This window comes from Shewanella sp. ULN5, assembly GCF_030731885.1.
GTDB classification, from domain to species: Bacteria; Pseudomonadota; Gammaproteobacteria; order Enterobacterales; family Shewanellaceae; genus Shewanella; species Shewanella holmiensis.
Window position 1 is genome coordinate 267,248 of record NZ_JAPJEE010000002.1, and the last position, 17,006, is coordinate 284,253.

Annotated in this window: 14 protein-coding genes and 1 pseudogene; 9 read left to right on the top strand and 6 right to left on the bottom strand. The window is 41.4% G+C overall.

The window, feature by feature from the left end; genetic code table 11:
* Window positions 1-224: 224 nt before the first annotated feature.
* Complete coding sequence (gene galU, locus ORI98_RS03240) at window positions 225-1,112, bottom strand: UTP--glucose-1-phosphate uridylyltransferase GalU (protein ID WP_261297909.1); 888 nt, start codon at window positions 1,110-1,112, stop codon at window positions 225-227.
* A gap of 623 nt (window positions 1,113-1,735) precedes the next feature.
* Here galU and hisG point away from each other — a divergent pair.
* From hisG to hisIE, 8 genes are all read left to right on the top strand, one after another.
* Window positions 1,736-2,635: an ATP phosphoribosyltransferase gene (hisG, locus tag ORI98_RS03245; RefSeq protein WP_306134225.1), complete on the top strand. Its 900-nt coding sequence runs from the start codon at window positions 1,736-1,738 to the stop codon at window positions 2,633-2,635.
* A gap of 41 nt (window positions 2,636-2,676) precedes the next feature.
* A complete protein-coding gene (gene hisD / locus ORI98_RS03250) occupies window positions 2,677-3,969 on the top strand; it encodes a histidinol dehydrogenase (RefSeq protein WP_306134226.1) in 1,293 nt (430 codons plus the stop codon).
* A gap of 11 nt (window positions 3,970-3,980) precedes the next feature.
* The gene (gene hisC, locus ORI98_RS03255; RefSeq protein WP_306134227.1) at window positions 3,981-5,024 is read left to right on the top strand and encodes a histidinol-phosphate transaminase; all 1,044 of its coding nucleotides are present in this window, start codon (window positions 3,981-3,983) and stop codon (window positions 5,022-5,024) included.
* A gap of 151 nt (window positions 5,025-5,175) precedes the next feature.
* Window positions 5,176-6,243 carry a bifunctional histidinol-phosphatase/imidazoleglycerol-phosphate dehydratase HisB gene (gene hisB, locus ORI98_RS03260; RefSeq protein ID WP_261297912.1) on the top strand — a complete coding sequence of 356 codons (1,068 nt, stop codon included), beginning with the start codon at window positions 5,176-5,178 and terminating at the stop codon, window positions 6,241-6,243.
* A 9-nt stretch (window positions 6,244-6,252) separates the two neighbouring features.
* Window positions 6,253-6,906 (top strand): imidazole glycerol phosphate synthase subunit HisH, encoded by a 654-nt coding sequence (hisH, locus tag ORI98_RS03265; RefSeq protein WP_261297913.1) that lies wholly within the window; start codon window positions 6,253-6,255, stop codon window positions 6,904-6,906.
* On the top strand, window positions 6,903-7,640 hold the full coding sequence (gene hisA, locus ORI98_RS03270) for a 1-(5-phosphoribosyl)-5-[(5-phosphoribosylamino)methylideneamino]imidazole-4-carboxamide isomerase (RefSeq protein ID WP_306134228.1): 738 nt from the start codon (window positions 6,903-6,905) through the stop codon (window positions 7,638-7,640). The genes hisH and hisA overlap by 4 nt, the downstream gene beginning before the upstream one ends.
* Window positions 7,622-8,395, top strand: a complete 774-nt coding sequence (gene hisF / locus ORI98_RS03275; RefSeq protein ID WP_306134229.1) for an imidazole glycerol phosphate synthase subunit HisF — start codon at window positions 7,622-7,624, stop codon at window positions 8,393-8,395. Before hisA ends, hisF begins: the two co-directional genes overlap by 19 nt.
* Window positions 8,396-8,421: 26 nt before the next feature.
* Entirely contained in the window at window positions 8,422-9,045 is a 624-nt protein-coding gene (gene hisIE, locus ORI98_RS03280) for a bifunctional phosphoribosyl-AMP cyclohydrolase/phosphoribosyl-ATP diphosphatase HisIE (RefSeq protein WP_261297916.1), read from the top strand.
* Window positions 9,046-9,287: 242 nt separating this feature from the next.
* Here hisIE and ORI98_RS03285 read toward each other — a convergent pair.
* From ORI98_RS03285 to pheS, 5 genes and pseudogenes are all read right to left on the bottom strand, one after another.
* Window positions 9,288-10,154: pseudogene (locus ORI98_RS03285) on the bottom strand (mechanosensitive ion channel family protein).
* A 43-nt stretch (window positions 10,155-10,197) separates the two neighbouring features.
* On the bottom strand, window positions 10,198-11,133 hold the full coding sequence (gene lpxM / locus ORI98_RS03290; RefSeq protein WP_261297917.1) for a lauroyl-Kdo(2)-lipid IV(A) myristoyltransferase: 936 nt from the start codon (window positions 11,131-11,133) through the stop codon (window positions 10,198-10,200).
* A 141-nt stretch (window positions 11,134-11,274) separates the two neighbouring features.
* Window positions 11,275-11,574 (bottom strand): integration host factor subunit alpha, encoded by a 300-nt coding sequence (ihfA, locus tag ORI98_RS03295; RefSeq protein WP_188839917.1) that lies wholly within the window; start codon window positions 11,572-11,574, stop codon window positions 11,275-11,277.
* 3 nt (window positions 11,575-11,577) lie between these two features.
* Window positions 11,578-13,965, bottom strand: coding sequence for a phenylalanine--tRNA ligase subunit beta (pheT, locus tag ORI98_RS03300; protein ID WP_306134230.1), 2,388 nt, complete (start codon window positions 13,963-13,965; stop codon window positions 11,578-11,580).
* Between the two features lie 14 nt (window positions 13,966-13,979).
* Window positions 13,980-14,963: a phenylalanine--tRNA ligase subunit alpha gene (pheS, locus tag ORI98_RS03305; protein WP_261297919.1), complete on the bottom strand. Its 984-nt coding sequence runs from the start codon at window positions 14,961-14,963 to the stop codon at window positions 13,980-13,982.
* A 464-nt stretch (window positions 14,964-15,427) separates the two neighbouring features.
* Here pheS and ORI98_RS03310 point away from each other — a divergent pair, with 464 nt between their 5' ends.
* Window positions 15,428-16,933 (top strand): methyl-accepting chemotaxis protein, encoded by a 1,506-nt coding sequence (locus ORI98_RS03310; RefSeq protein ID WP_306134231.1) that lies wholly within the window; start codon window positions 15,428-15,430, stop codon window positions 16,931-16,933.
* Window positions 16,934-17,006 lie beyond the last annotated feature (73 nt).

Sequence of the window (17,006 nt, forward strand, 5' to 3'; positions counted from 1 at the left end):
ACTGATAATGCTTTCCTAACAAAGCGGTCGCTATAGTAAGTGTGATAACCACAGCATGCAAGCAAAAATTAACCTGAAATGCTTAAATGGCGATTTGCTGTGCAACTTGTCAAATTTAAACTAAAAAGACCAAGTTGTTGAGGCATAGCGGCCTAGACTTTTTATTAACGCAATAACCTCTACACTTAAATGCAGACTCAATTTCCCTATTAAACAGAAAACTTTTAGTACTCCTCAAGCAATTGAGAGAGTTCTTTTTTAAACACATCACCCAATTTAGGATCATGCAGGCCATACTCAACAAATGCTTTCATATAACCTAATTTGTCTCCACAATCGTGTGACTTGCCCGTCATATTAAACGCTTCAACCAAATCTGAAGCAATTAACATATCAATTGCATCTGTTAGCTGAATTTCATCACCGGCACCTGGTGGCGTTTTAGCAAGTAAAGCCCAGATTTTTTCTGATAGTACATAACGCCCAATAACAGCCAGATTAGAGGGTGCTTCTGATTGATTTGGTTTCTCAACCATTCTGGCTATTTTAGCCGAATGTCCAGGTATAATTTTCTCACCATTACAATCAGCAATACCGTACTTGTGCACATCCTTTTCAGGAACAGGTGCAACCATAATCTGACTCGCTTTAGTTTGTTTAAATCTTGCGATCATCGAAGCTAAGTTTTCAGTACGTTGATCCGCAGAATAACTGTCCAAAATAACGTCAGGCAACACCACCGCAAAGGGCTCATCGCCTATACATGGCTTAGCACACAATACTGCATGACCTAAGCCTTTGGCCTCACCTTGACGGACGTGCATAATCGTCACATTTTTTGGGCAAATGGATTGTACTTCGTGCAACAACTGGCGCTTAACGCGTTTCTCCAGAGTCGATTCCAGCTCATAGGATTTATCGAAATGGTTTTCGATAGCATTTTTACTCGCATGAGTAACCAACACAATTTCGGTCACTCCTGCGCTCACACATTCATCAACAATATACTGAATTAATGGCTTATCCACTAAAGGTAACATCTCTTTAGGTATAGCCTTAGTTGCTGGCAACATACGGGTTCCGAGCCCGGCGACAGGAATGACTACTTTCATTAAATTTCCTTAAAAAGAGTTTTATTCGCTTTTACTGACGGCTGCATACGTTATAAAACAATATTTTTGTAATACTCAATATACCAATTCAAATGGTTATATCACATTGATATAAATACTTTTCAAATATAACACCCCTTCTGATTAACTGCTTTTAGGATTAACCTTAATGATAAAAGCTCACCCGCCATAATATCTACAATGTGTTATGGACTGAATTTTCATATTTCAGGTTATTTTTATATCATATTGCATAATATTTGGTAAAAAAGTGACAAAATTGCTTTATCCGCTATTGCAAACAAAATCATTAACGGTTAAGTTTTAAAGCACAAGAAGTTCACCTGTATTTATCGCTGAACTTAATATGAATTTTATAAAATAGCTTATTGCTGTTTTAACCAAGAGAAACAAAACATGAACATCCAACTGACTACTATTCATCATCACCACCATATGCGGTAGCCTTCGGATGCTTACTGCCGAGGGTCTATTTCCCTTCCGGCGGTGAAACTATCACAAACCCCTGGAAGGAATTTCAGGGGTTTTTTGTTTTCTAATTTTAACGCTTTTATTTTAACTAATTGTTTTTAAATTTTAATTTTACTTATAGGTGTTTACTAATGACTGAATCAAACCGTTTAAGAATCGCCATTCAAAAGTCTGGTCGTTTATCAAAAGAGTCGCAGCAACTGTTAAAAAGCTGTGGTGTAAAATTCACTGTTAACGAGCAACGCCTTATCGCCCACGCCGATAATATGCCAATCGATTTATTAAGAGTGCGTGATGATGATATTCCAGGATTAGTGATGGATGGTGTTGTTGACTTAGGGATCATTGGTGAGAATGTTCTAGAAGAAGAACAACTAGAGCGCCAACTCGTCAATAAACCCGCTGATTGTACCAAGTTGCGGGAGCTTGATTTTGGTGCATGCCGTTTATCTTTAGCGGTACCGAATGAATTTAGCTACCAAGATGCGCAATCGTTAGAAGGACTTCGCATCGCCACTTCTTATCCAAACATTCTTCGTCGATTCATGCAAGAAAAAGGCATTAATTACCGTGATTGTATGCTTAAGGGTTCGGTTGAAGTTGCCCCTCGCGCAGGCCTTGCTGACGGTATCTGTGATTTAGTGTCAACGGGAGCAACCCTTGAAGCAAATGGCTTATATGAAACAGAAGTGATTTACCGCTCTATGGCTTGTATTATTCAATCTAACCAGCCACAAACACCATCAAAACAAGCTTTAATCGATAAAATTCTATCTCGCGTTAATGGCGTGATACGCGCCCGTGAAAGTAAGTACATTCTATTACACGCCCCAACTGAGACCCTTGACCAAATCGTAGCACTTCTTCCTGGCGCCGAAAACCCAACGGTTTTACCGCTAAATGATGATACTAATCGTGTGGCGATTCACGCGGTTAGCTCAGAAGATTTATTCTGGGACACGATGGAGCAATTAACCGCTTTAGGTGCCACATCGATATTAGTGATGCCAATTGAAAAAATGATGGGGTAATCTCGATGCCTATGACTCAAACATCGCAGCCGGGTGCACCCATGCAGATTCTTGATTGGGAAAGCTTAAACGCTTCTGAGCAGGTTGCAGCTTTACAACGCTCACCTTTAATTGGCGACAACAGCGTTGAGCAAAAGGTAAGAAGTATTATTGAACAAGTTGTATTAGACGGTGATGCCGCCATTACCAAGTTTAATCAGCAGTTTGATGGCATATTAGTTGATGATTTAGCTTTATCTGCCGAAGAAATTGACTTGGCATGCGCGCGAGTCTCAAGCAAAGTGAAGCAAGCGATTGCTCAAGCGACGGCCAATATCGAGACCTTTCATAATGCTCAAGCATTTAAGCCTATCGATATTGAAACGCAGCCAGGCGTGCGATGCGAGTTACGCTCAGAGGCAATTGAAAAAGTCGGATTATATATTCCCGGCGGAACAGCACCGTTAATTTCAACCGTAATGATGTTGGCTTTACCAGCTAGAATTGCAGGTTGCGATAAGCGTATATTAGTTAGCCCGCCACCTATCAACGATGCAATCATATACGCAGCAAAAGTGTGTGGTATTACTGACATCTATCAAGTTGGCGGTGCACAAGCCATTGCAGCTTTGGCATTTGGTACAGAGTCTATCCCAAAAGTGGATAAAATATTTGGTCCAGGTAATCGTTACGTGACCGAAGCCAAGCGTTTGGTCTCACAGGATAATCGCGTGAGTGTTACCATTGATATGCCAGCAGGCCCTTCTGAAGTGTTAGTCATTGCCGATGCCAACGCTAACCCAGCTTTTATCGCTGCGGATTTACTCTCGCAAGCGGAACATGGTGTGGATTCACAAGTTATGTTAGTGACAGATAGCGCTGATCAGGCACAAGCGGTGAATCTGCAACTGTCTATTCAACTTGCTGTGTTGCCAAGGCAGGATATTGCTAACCAGGCTTTAAAATGTAGCCGCACTGTGGTGGTTAGCGATTTAGCACAAGCTGTAAAGGTATCAAACCAATATGGACCTGAGCATTTAATTGTGCAAACAGACTATCCCCGTGACCTACTTAATTCCATTCGAGCTGCGGGCTCAGTGTTTTTAGGGGCTTATACACCTGAATCTGTGGGCGATTATGCTAGCGGCACTAATCATGTGTTACCAACCTATGGTTATAGCCGTGCGGTTTCAAGTTTGTCTTTAGCCGATTTCAGCCGCCGTTTTACCGTGCAAGAACTGAGTGCCGAGGGGTTACAAAATCTTGGTCAAGCGGTGATGACATTGGCGGAAAACGAGCTTTTAGATGCACACAAAAATGCGGTGGCTATTCGCTTAGCTAGCCTGGCACAGTAACGGTAATAACTATGAATACATTCGATGCCAAACAACTCGCAAGACCTGAGTTACTTGAATTAACACCTTATCAAAGTGCACGACGTATCGGTGGTCGTGGTGATATTTGGATTAATGCCAATGAATCTCCGTTTAATAATAGTGATATTGACAAGCTAAATCGTTACCCTGAATGTCAACCTCCTGAATTAATAGAAGCTTATGCAGCATACGCTGGCGTAAATACCCAACAATTGATTGCAAGTCGTGGTGCGGACGAGGCCATTGAGTTACTTATTCGCACGTTTTGTGTGCCAGGTAAAGACAGCATTGCCATTTTTGGCCCGACTTATGGGATGTATGCCATCAGCGCGGCAACCTTCAATGTGGAAGTAACGGCGTTAAGTTTAACAGGCGATTACCAATTACCTGAAAGCTGGCCAACACAAATTGGTGGTGCCAAATTGGTGTTTATTTGTAACCCCAATAATCCAACAGGAACCGTCATTAGCAAAGCCGATATTGAACAAGCCATTATCAGTGCCCCGCAAGCAATTGTGGTCATTGATGAAGCCTATATTGAATTTCGCCCTGAATATTCGGTTGCTGATTTACTTGAAAAGTACCCTAACCTTGTGGTTTTGCGAACTTTATCTAAGGCATTTGCATTAGCAGGCGCTAGATGTGGTTTTATGTTAGCTAATCAAGCCATTATTGATTTAGTGATGCTGGTGATTGCGCCTTACCCTGTCCCCTTGCCAGTTTCAGTGTTAGCAACACAGGCTCTGAGTTCAGACGGCATAGCGTTGATGCAGCAACAAGTGGCTAGTCTTAATCAACAAGGTGAACGACTCAGTCAGGTATTAATTCAAATAGGGGCGAATGTTCTTAAGGCAAATGGTAATTTCGTGTTAGCTCAGTTTGAAGATGTCAGTAAAATAGCCACGTTATTAGCCAATAATGGCATTGTAGCCAGAGCCTATAAAGATCCAAGATTAGCCAATGCGATACGGTTTAGTTTTGCCTCTATCGCCCAAACAGACAAATTAGTTGAAGTGCTATTAAGCAGCAACTAAGTAACCTTAGCTCGGGATAATAAGTGCAGTTAAAACAACGATTTGAACCGCGAACTGCGTTGAATGTAAGTATTTTAAATCACGTTTATTAATCTCTATAACCCGAGTTGAGCTAAGTAATACTATTCCTACATATTTTAAGGTTGGCAGCATGAAACAGAAAATTCTCTTTATCGACCGCGATGGCACATTAGTCGAAGAGCCTGCAATTGATAAACAACTCGACAGTCTAGCCAAGCTAGTATTTGAACCACAGGTGATCCCCGCTTTATTAAAACTGCAAAAAGCCGGTTTTAGACTGGTAATGGTGAGTAATCAAGATGGTTTAGGTACGCCGTCATTCCCAAAAGATGACTTTGATGCCCCGCATAACATGATGATGCAAATTTTTGAAAGCCAAGGGGTTACGTTTGACGATGTAGTGATTTGTCCGCATTTTAACGATGAAAACTGTAGCTGTCGCAAACCTAAACTTGGCTTAGTCAAACGCTATTTAACTGAAGGTAGAGTCGATTTTACTGAATCTGCAGTGATTGGCGATCGCATTACCGATGTTGAACTGGCGAATGCTATGGGCATTAAAAGCTTTCAATATGATCGTCAAAACCTAAATTGGGATAGCATTTGTGAGGCGTTATTAAGTAAAGGTCGTCAAGCAACTGTTGTTCGCACCACTAAAGAAACTGACATTAAAGTCACCATTGATTTAGATAATCAATCTAAAGGGAAGATTGAAACAGGTATTGGTTTTTTTGATCACATGCTTGACCAAATTCAAACCCACGGCAACTTTAAAATGGACGTGCATGTTGATGGTGACCTTGAAATTGATGATCATCACAGTGTCGAAGATACCGCATTAGCGATTGGCGATGCGATTAGACAAGCTTTAGGAGACAAACGAGGCATTGCACGTTTTGGTTTTAGTTTGCCAATGGATGAAGCCAATGGTGAATGCCTGATGGATATTTCTGGACGTCCATTTATCAAATTCAACGCCGATTTTGAGCGTGAGATGGTTGGCGAAATGGCGACTGAAATGGTGCCACACTTTTTCCGCTCATTTGCAGATGGACTACGTTGCACCTTACACATTAGCTCACAAGGCGACAACGACCATCATAAAGTAGAAGCCCTATTTAAAGTATTAGGCCGTACACTGCGTCAAGCAGTGAAAGTAGAAGGTGACATTTTACCTTCCAGTAAAGGCGTGTTGTAAGGAGTTAACGTGACAGATTTAGCGGTTTCTTCAATAAACGACAATGATGATATTACCGTCATTATTGATACAGGCTGTGCCAATTTAAACTCGGTGCGCTTTGCCTTTGAACGTCTTAATGCCAACATCAAAGTCACTGATGATTTTGATGTTATCCGCAGCGCCACTAGAGTTGTTCTGCCAGGTGTAGGAACAGCAGGCGCTGCAATGGCTGGGTTACAACAAAAGGGCTTAGTCACCTTAATAAGCAGTTTAACCCAACCCGTAATGGGTGTGTGCCTTGGGATGCAAATGCTGGCGTCTGTGTCAAATGAGCATGGCGGCCGTGATAACAAAGCCATAAATTGCTTAGGCTTAGTCCCTACTGACATTGGTGATTTAGACAGTAAAGGGTTGCCTCTTCCTCACATGGGCTGGAACCAAATAAGTGTGACCGACCATCCTTTATTTGAAGGAATTGAAGATGGGAGCTATGTGTACTTTGTTCATGGCTATCGTGCGCCGATTAGCGAATACACCTTAGCAAGTTGTACCTATGGTGAAAACTTCAGCGCAGCTATTGGTAAAGATAACTTTTTTGGGGTGCAGTTCCATCCTGAAAAAAGCGCTGCTGTAGGCGCTAAAATTTTACAAAACTTTTTAAATATGGGGAAAGCACAATGATCATTCCAGCAATTGATTTAATTGATGGTCAAGTGGTGCGTTTATACCAGGGCGATTATCAACAAAAAACCACATTCGATTTAAGCCCCCTCGCCCAACTGCAGTCATATCAAGCGCAAGGTGCTAAATTACTGCATATCGTAGACCTTACAGGGGCCAAAGATCCAGCTAAACGCCAGATAAGCTTAATTGGTGAGTTAGTGGCAGGATTAAGCACTGATATTCAAGTGGGTGGTGGCATTCGTAGCGAAGAGCAAGTAAAAGAGCTGCTAGCATTGGGCGTAAAACGCCTAGTGATTGGGTCTTTAGCAGTAAAAGAGCCTGAGCTGGTAAAAAGTTGGTTTATTAAATATGGCAGTGATGCAATTTGCTTAGCGTTGGATGTCAATATTAACGATGCTGGCGAAAAAATCGTTGCTGTGTCGGGATGGCAAACTGGCGGTGGTAAATCGTTAGAGTCATTAGTCGCTGAATATCAAACGGTTGGATTGCAACATGCCTTAGTCACCGACATTAGCCGTGACGGCACCTTACAAGGTGCTAATACCGATTTATATCATGAGCTAAGCAGTGCATACCCTAATATTAGTTGGCAAGCATCAGGGGGAATTGCCAGCCTTGATGATGTGGCAGCTGTGCGTGATAGTAAAGCCAATGGCATTATTATTGGCAAAGCGTTACTGATTAACAACTTTACCGTCAAGGAGGCTATCTCATGTTGGCCAAACGCATAGTACCTTGTCTTGATGTACGTGAAGGTAAAGTGGTAAAAGGCGTTCAATTTCGCGACCACGAAATAGTCGGTGACATAGTCCCCTTGGCTGCGCGTTATGCGGCAGAAGGTGCCGATGAGTTAGTCTTTTATGACATTACCGCCAGTGCTCACGACAGAGTCATAGACAAGTCTTGGGTGAGTCGCGTAGCTGAACAAATTGACATTCCGTTTTGCGTTGCCGGTGGGATTAAGACCATTGAACAAGCTCGTGAAAAACTCGCTTTTGGTGCAGATAAGATATCCATCAATTCACCTGCGTTGTCTGATCCTAGTCTTATTTCACGTTTACAGGATGAGTTTGGTCGCCAATGCATTGTGATTGGTATCGACTCTTTCTACGATGCCGCTTCAGATAGCTACAAAGTAAAACAATTTACTGGTGATGAGGCTGCTACTAAAGACACTCAATGGTTTACACAGGATTGGGTCGAAGAAGTGCAAAAACGCGGTTGTGGTGAAATTGTGCTTAATGTAATGAATCAAGATGGCGTGCGTGGCGGTTATGATATCAAGCAATTAAGCATGGTCAGAGCGATATGTGACGTGCCTTTAATTGCATCTGGTGGTGCTGGAACCATGGCACATTTTAAAGAGGTATTTGAACTTGCTCAGGTCGATGCAGCACTAGCTGCCAGTGTTTTCCATAAAGGAATTATCGATATTGGTGAATTAAAACACTATCTTCACAACCAAAATATTGCAATTCGACTGTAATACGTATCAAACATAAGAGAGTCAAGATGACACAAATAACATTTGATAGTGCAAGCTTAGCCTGGGACAAACAAGATGGATTAATCCCTGCAGTTGTGCAAAACCACTTAACAGGCAAAGTACTGATGCTGGGTTATATGGATAAAGCCGCACTGGAAAAAACCTTAACCAGCAAAAATGTCACGTTTTTCAGTCGTTCTAAACAACGTTTATGGACTAAAGGTGAGACCTCTGGCAATACCTTGCAGCTCATCGCGATTGATAAAGACTGCGATAACGACAGCTTATTGGTTCAAGTGATCCCGAACGGCCCAACATGCCACACTGGCACAGAAAGTTGCTGGCCTGATGGCAATGCGCATTGTTTTATTGATAATCTCACCAAAGTGATTATTTCACGTAAAGGACAAAGTGCTGATTCAAGTTATACGGCATCCTTGTTTGAACGTGGTACTAAACGAATAGCTCAAAAAGTTGGTGAAGAAGGTTTAGAAACGGCCCTCGCTGCGGCAACCCATGATAAAGAAGAATTGGTTAACGAGGCATCTGATCTTATGTATCACTTAATCGTACTCCTTGAAGATCAAGGTTTGTCGATGGCGGATATTAATCAAAATCTACTAGAGCGACATACCAAAGCAAAAAAGTAATCTTAATTGAGGTTAAGTAACCTTGAAAAAAAACATTCCAGACGTTACACACGACTGGAATGTTTTCAATATAACTTGCTATAACCCTGCTACAAATTCTGTTGTAAATTCAGTTAGCAAATCGTCAAGCATCAATAAGCTGAGTTGTTCTCAAACCCTTTACGTATTGAGTTGACAATAAGCAAATCTCAGCCGATGCGTCAATTTTTTAATACCCAGCAACATCGTTCTCAGTACTGAAATTATTGGGTTTTATCACCATGATTAATCGTCAAATTACCATCAAGATGAATATCTCTTTGAGGGTATGCGATACAAATATCATTTTGATTGAATAAATCATAAATTCTAAAGCGAATTTCACTGCGGCGACGGCGAATATCAGTTTCAGATACCGCATTCACCCAAAATACCATATCAAAAATAAGTGCGTTATCACCAAAATCCTCAAACAGGACGATAGGTTTGGGATGTGGCAAAATGTCATCACGCTCTTCTAACACCTGAAATAATAACGTTTGCACCAGCAACACATCTGAGCCATATGACACACCTACACGCACAAAAGTTCGGGCATTTTTATCAATCAGTGTCCAGTTGGTTACGGTGTTTTCCAGCAACTGACTGTTTGGCACTAACATGTGCACACCGTCATTTCGTCGGATTAAAGTTGAACGGGTATTAATGCATTCAACTACACCTCGTGCATCACCAACTTCTAAAAAGTCACCAATCCGGATCGGACGCTCCCACATTAAAATCCAACCAGAAATAAAGTTGTTAATAATGTTTTGTGCGCCAAAACCGACCCCAATGGCTATCGCACCTGATGCAAATGCAGTGAGTGGAATATTCAGAATATCCATACTGGTGATCGCCAAAATGGCAATCATTTACACTAAATACATTCGTGAGAATAAATGCACAGCATCAGCGCTAACATTGCGCTTTTTAAGCGCGCGCACAATAACCTTTCCAACTCGAGTCACAATTAACCAGGTTAGAAAAATATAAAGCGGTACTTGAATAATTTGCAGTAATGTTATCGGGCGGTTGTCGTAGGTATAAACAACAAACGATAATACTGACAATAAATCGTTAAATTCTATTATGGTGATCTCTTAGTTTTATTATGATCATATAAGAATAAGTTTAGTAGATCTCTGCCTCACCGGGGGGACGGGTTTTTAACATTTTCAAAAACCACATGTATTGCTCCGGATAAGCCTTAATCACTTGCTCTACCATTTGGTTTAATACTAGTGCCTCATTCTCTTTTGTATCCATAGTGTCAGTTTCAACGTCAGGCAAGACAGTTAAGTTAAACACTCTATCATGCTGATCATATCCAATCGTCACAGGCATCACTTTAGCTTTACCCGCCTTAGCCAAGCGACCAACTACGGGTAACGTCGCTTTGGTTGTGCCTAGAAATGGTGAAAATACACTTTGTTGTGGCCCCAAATCTTCATCTGGTAAATAGAAAAAACTGTGATCGTTCTTTAATTCTGAGAGCAAAGCGCGAATGCCTGCTTCTCGCATATAAATTCTTCCCCCCATACGGCTGCGTAAACGGTTACTGAACCAATTAAATAACCTGTTACGGTGCGCTTTAGCCATAGACACCATAGGTATTTCAAGGTTTAACCTTAAACCAGCATAATCAATAGGCCAAACATGAGGCATAATAAAAATAATTGGCCGGCCCTCTGCCCTCACTTTTTCAACGTGTTCAAATCCATGTAATTTAACACGACGCTTAATGTGCGCTTTAGAACGACAAAGTAATTCAGCCTGAGATAACAGGCACAGCACAAATGCATCGACGTTCTTTTTAATCAGAGCATTAAGTTCATCGTCGTGCATTTCAGGAAAACAGTGGCGAATATTAATACGCGCAATGGCAATTGGCTTAGTCGCAATTCGCATAACAAGTTTAGCCAACACATTTGCTATAGGATCGCGGATAACTGCAGGTAAAATACCAAATAAGAATAATACAACAATTGCCAGCCATGTACCCCAAAGACGTGGGTGCAATAATGCTAAAGTAAAGCGTGTATCAAAATGCTTTTGTTGTCGAGCCAAAAGATAAACCTCATCAAAAAATCGAGACCGAATAATAGCATGCCAAGTTAGATCAGCAAATTTCAAAAAAAGAGCCACTCAACCTGAGTGGCTCTTTCACTTTTTTATTTAAAGCAGATAAGCTTAATTCAACTTGTGAATTTATTTCTTGCCAGCGTTAGCGGCTTCTACTCGTGCTTTTAACTTTTGTCCAGGACGGAAAGTCACAACACGGCGCGCAGAAATTGGAATATCTTCACCAGTTTTCGGGTTCCTTCCCGGTCTTTGATTCTTGTCCCTAAGGTCAAAGTTGCCAAAACCAGATAACTTGACCTGCTCACCATTTTCGAGTGCTTCACGAATTTCTTCAAAGAAAGACTCCACCATCTCTTTAGCCACACGCTTATTAATACCAAGTGTTTCAAATAGATGTTCTGCCATTTCGGCTTTGGTAAGTGCCATACTTTAATCCCTCAACGATGCGTTGAACTCGGTCTTTAGAGCAGAAATTACCGCGTCCATAGTCGCTGTAATGTCTTTTTCTTCAAGCGTACGAGTAGTGTCTTGTAACGTAAGTGCGATTGCCAAGCTCTTTTTGCCGGGTTCTACACCTTTACCTAGGTATACATCGAACAAGTTTAAGCCAACCAACTGATTTTCGCCAACTTTTCTTATCAAATTAATAACATCAATTGCAGATACTTGATCATCTACAACTACGGCGATATCACGTCGATTAGCTGGAAACCTAGATACAGCATGGGCTAGCGGCAAACTGGCATGTAATAAAGCGTCCAGTTCTAACTCAAAAACGATTGTTTTACCATTAAGTCCAAAAGGCTTCTCCAAACTAGGATGGATAGCACCTATATGACCAATGACTCGATTATTTCTTAATATTTCAGCACATTGTCCTGGATGTAGCGCAGGATGTGTTGCTGTTTTAAAGCTAAATTCAGAAGCGGCAACTGTCAAGCCTATTATTGCTTCTAAATCACCTTTTAAATCAAAGAAGTCGACAGTTTTGGATTCCATTGACCAATGTTCATCGTTTTGAACGCCTGAAATCACTGCACCAATCATAGCTTGCTGACGAACACCTGCATCAGCATTTGCGTCAGGAACAAAGCGTAAACCTGTCTCAAATAAGCGTACACGGCCTTGCTGGCGGCTTTGGTTGTAACCCACGGCGGTCAATAAACCAGTAAACATAGACAAACGCATTGACGACATCTCTGTCGAAATTGGATTTGGCAAAATCATGGTTTCTTGTTCAGGATGAACAAGAGCTTGCATTTTAGGGTCAACAAAACTGTAAGTAATTGCTTCTTGGAACCCACGTGCCACTAACATGTTGCGAACACGCTTAAGTGGAATGTTTGATTCTTTATGATCTGACATCTTTAATGCAGCTTGTGGCGCTGTATTGGGAATATTGTCATAACCGTAAATACGAGCCACTTCTTCAATCAAATCTTCTTCGATTGCCATATCAAAACGATATGTTGCGGTTGTCACTGTCCAATCATTATTGGCAGCTGCAACGCTAAATCCTAAACACGTTAGAATTTCGACCACGTCAGCATCAGAAATCACATGACCTAATGTTTTATCCAATTTACTGCGGCGTAATAGAATGCTAACAGGCTGAGGCAAATGCTCGCTGGCTAGCGCTTCAATCACTTGACCGGCTTCACCACCACAAATATCTAATACAAGACGAGTAGCGCGATCCATTACCTTGTGTTGCAGCTGTGGGTCTACACCACGCTCAAAACGGTGTGAGGCGTCTGTGTGTAAGCCTAGGCGACGAGATTTACCCATGATAGCGAGTGGCGCGAAGAAAGCACATTCTAAAAGAATGTCTTTAGTTGTATCACTTACTCCCGTTGCTTCACCACCAAATACACCCGCTAATGCGATAGCTTGTTTATCATCAGCAATCACTAAGGTATCACTTGGAACCGTAATTTCATTGCCATCAAGTAAAGTAAGCTTTTCAACACCGTCAGCTAAGCGCACATTGATGCCGCCATTGAGGGTATTTAAGTCAAACGCGTGCATTGGTTGACCAAATTCAATCAACACAAAATTAGTAATGTCAACAATTGGGTCAATAGAGCGAATACCACTACGACGCAATTTCTCTTGCACCCATAATGGGGTTTCAGCGTTAATATTGATGTTTTTAACCACACGGCCTAAATAACGTGGACATGCTGCTTTGGCATCAACGTTAATGGCGATTGGAGCATCAATACTTGCTTCAACGGCTTGCCATGTTGGCTCCACAACCGCTTGACGGTTCAAAACGCCAACTTCACGAGCAAGACCTGCCATACCTAGGCAATCAGCACGGTTAGCGGTTAGATCAACATCAATTACTGCATCATCTAAATCTAAATACTCGCGTACACTTTGGCCAATAGGCGCATCTACTGGTAGTTCAATAATGCCATCACTTTCGATATCGATACCAAGTTCAGAATATGAACACAGCATACCGAAAGATGGCTGGCCGCGTAATTTTGCTTTTTTGATTTTAAAGTCGCCAGGTAATACAGCACCCACCATGGCAACGGCAACTTTTAAACCTAAACGACAATTTGGTGCACCGCAGACAATATCAATCAGCTCTGCTTCACCTACATTGATTTTTGTTACACGTAATTTATCGGCATCAGGGTGCTGACCACACTCAACGACCTCACCTACAATCACGCCACTAAAATCTGCCGCTACAGGCTCGACGCCGTCGACTTCAAGACCAGCCATAGTAATTTGGTGTGATAATTCGTCACGACTTACTGTTGGGTTAACCCACTCACGAAGCCAAGATTCACTGAATTTCATCTAATATTGCTCCGTTATTTGAATTGCTTAAGAAAACGTAAATCGTTTTCAAAGAAGGCACGTAAATCATTGACGCCGTAACGCAACATGGTCAACCGCTCAACCCCCATACCAAAAGCAAATCCAGAGTACTTCTCAGGATCAATACCAACACTGCGCAGTACATTCGGATGTACCATACCGCAGCCTAATACTTCTAACCATTTGCCATTTTTGCCCATTACATCAACTTCTGCTGAAGGCTCTGTGAATGGGAAATAAGATGGACGGAAGCGAACTTGTAAGTCTTCTTCGAAAAAGTTACGTAAAAAATCATGTAAAATGCCTTTTAATTCAGCAAAGTTTACATTCTCAGCAACCATTAACCCTTCTACTTGGTGGAACATAGGTGTGTGGGTTTGATCATAGTCATTACGATAAACACGCCCCGGTGAAATAATACGCAACGGAGGCTGCTCATGCTCCATGGTACGAATTTGAACACCTGATGTTTGCGTGCGCAGCATGACTTTTGGATTAAAGTAAAACGTATCATGATCTGCACGTGCTGGATGGTGCTCTGAAATGTTTAATGCATCAAAGTTATGAAAATCATCTTCTATTTCAGGCCCATCTTTCACTGTAAAACCAAGCTCACCAAAAAAGGTTTCGATACGGTCTATAGTGCGGGTGACTGGATGTAAACCGCCATTATCTATGGTGCGGCCTGGTAAAGTTACATCGATTTGCTCGGCAGCTAGTTTAGCTTCAAGTTCAGATGCCTTTAAGCCTTCTATACGATCAGATAACTTCTGCTGTACAGCTTGCTTGGCTTGGTTGACGGCTTGTCCAAAGGCAGGTTTTTCTTCTGCACTTAATTGACCCATCATTTTCATCATGTCAGTGATTTTACCTTTCTTACCAAGGTAGTCGACACGGATATCATCCAATGCCTTTAGATCACTGGCCTGCTCTATCACCGCTAAGGCTTGTTCTACGATCTCTGTTAACTGCTGCATTTATTCATCCACTGCATCTGGGCATTACTAATGCGATTTTTACCATCATATTTGACGATAAGATCGTCAAAATATCCTTTAAGCTAGCCTAAGTGATATTTTTCGATCAATTAAAATAAAAGAGACAAATTTTACGTTAGCAGCCAACAGATTACTAGACCTTTTTAGCCACTTATGTGCTGTTTTAGTCCCCTAGCACTAATAATCCATGGCGCTATTTTTGAATAACATAATAAAGGTGACTATATTGTGGTTTAAATTCGGTAGTGCCAGATGTATAACTTCGATTACACTTACATAACCGATGATTCATTTTGTTACACACCCTTAATCACCTTAACTTGGCTTATAAAATAATCAACCAACCTTAACCCAGAATGTTAAGCTAAAGTTAACCTAAACCATACCGATAGATAATTATCGTATGTAGCTAAATACCAAGCCCATTACAACAAGAGGAACTAATGAAAGAAGTAAAATTTAGATGGATAGATCAATACCTTATCCACATGACTTTAAAAACAAAATTTAGCATTTTAGCCATCGTTCCAATGTTGATGATTATTGGTTTAACCGTATTTCTAAATCATCAACATGCCAATAACTTGATGTCCAGCAACATTGACAATCAGCTCCAGTTCATTAAGCAGGCAAATAATTATTTAGATAATGCTTACGACTTAATCGAAGAAAGCAAGCAAAATGACTTGAATAGTCAACTATCGAATACCAGCCAACTAATGACAGTTGATAACCTTGATAACCAACTACGAAATTTAGCTCAACAAGGCGGCGGTGTTGATATTCAAGGCAATAGAATTCGTATTGTGAGTGGTGTAAACAGCCATGACAGGGTCATTGTCAGTGAACTGGCTGCCAATCAGTTAATAAAAGATGATACCAATACCACTGCTGCATACGGCGTTATGGTGGTGTTATTAATCGTCCTTTTTGCTTTTGCTTATTATATTTCTACCTTTGTTGGTGGCGCGTTATATACCACAGTGATGGCATTAAAACGTGCTGCTAACGGCGACTTAACGGGCCGATTAAACTTTTTTGAAGTAAAAGATGAGTTTAGTATTTTAGCTATCAGTATTGATGCTTTGGTTGAGCGCCAGCACACATTAGTGAAGCAAATCACGCAAGCAACAGATCAAATTCGTACTGTCGTTTCAGGCTTTAGAACAACTGCTCAAGAAGGCCAATCTATGGCCGTCAATCAGCGCCAACATTTAGATTCACTCGCTACTGCGATGGAAGAAATGACCGCTGCGGTAAAAGAAGTGGCACGTAACGCTGAGCAATCATCCAGTGAAACGGAAGAAACCAACAGCCAAGTCTCAGCAGGCTCAAAAGACATTGAAACAACGGTTCACGCGATTGATGTGCTATCTAATGAAATTGGACAGGCATCGAACGCCGTTGGCGTGTTAAATGATAACGCCAGTAAAATTGATGCCGTTGTCACAACCATTAATGCGATTTCAGAACAAACAAACCTATTGGCATTGAACGCAGCCATTGAAGCGGCTCGTGCTGGCGAACAAGGTCGTGGTTTCGCGGTCGTAGCTGATGAAGTACGAACGCTTGCTGGCAGAACACAATCTGCTACTGTCGAAATCAAAACCATGATTGAAGCATTACAATCAGGCACTCGCAACCTTACCCAGTTAATGTCACGGACGGTTGAACAAGCATCTGAAGGTAAAAAGCATGTTTTACAAACAGGTGAAGACTTAGTCAACATTGCTCACCATAGTAATCGTGTTTTAGAGATGAGTGTGTTAATTGCGACCTCTGCCGATGAACAATCTGCAGTGGCTAATGAGATTGCGACCAATTTAATGGAAATTCGTAATCAATCCCATAATGTCGAGCAATCGGCAAACCAATCGGTGTCTGGTTGTGATGAGCTACACGCAACAGCTGAACAACTAGATCAGTTATTGGTTGGTTTAAAGCTGTAATAACGATGAGATGTATTAAGCAGTAAAAAGGTGCCTAGGCGCCTTTTTTATTGCTTTAAACAAAGCGTTTAAA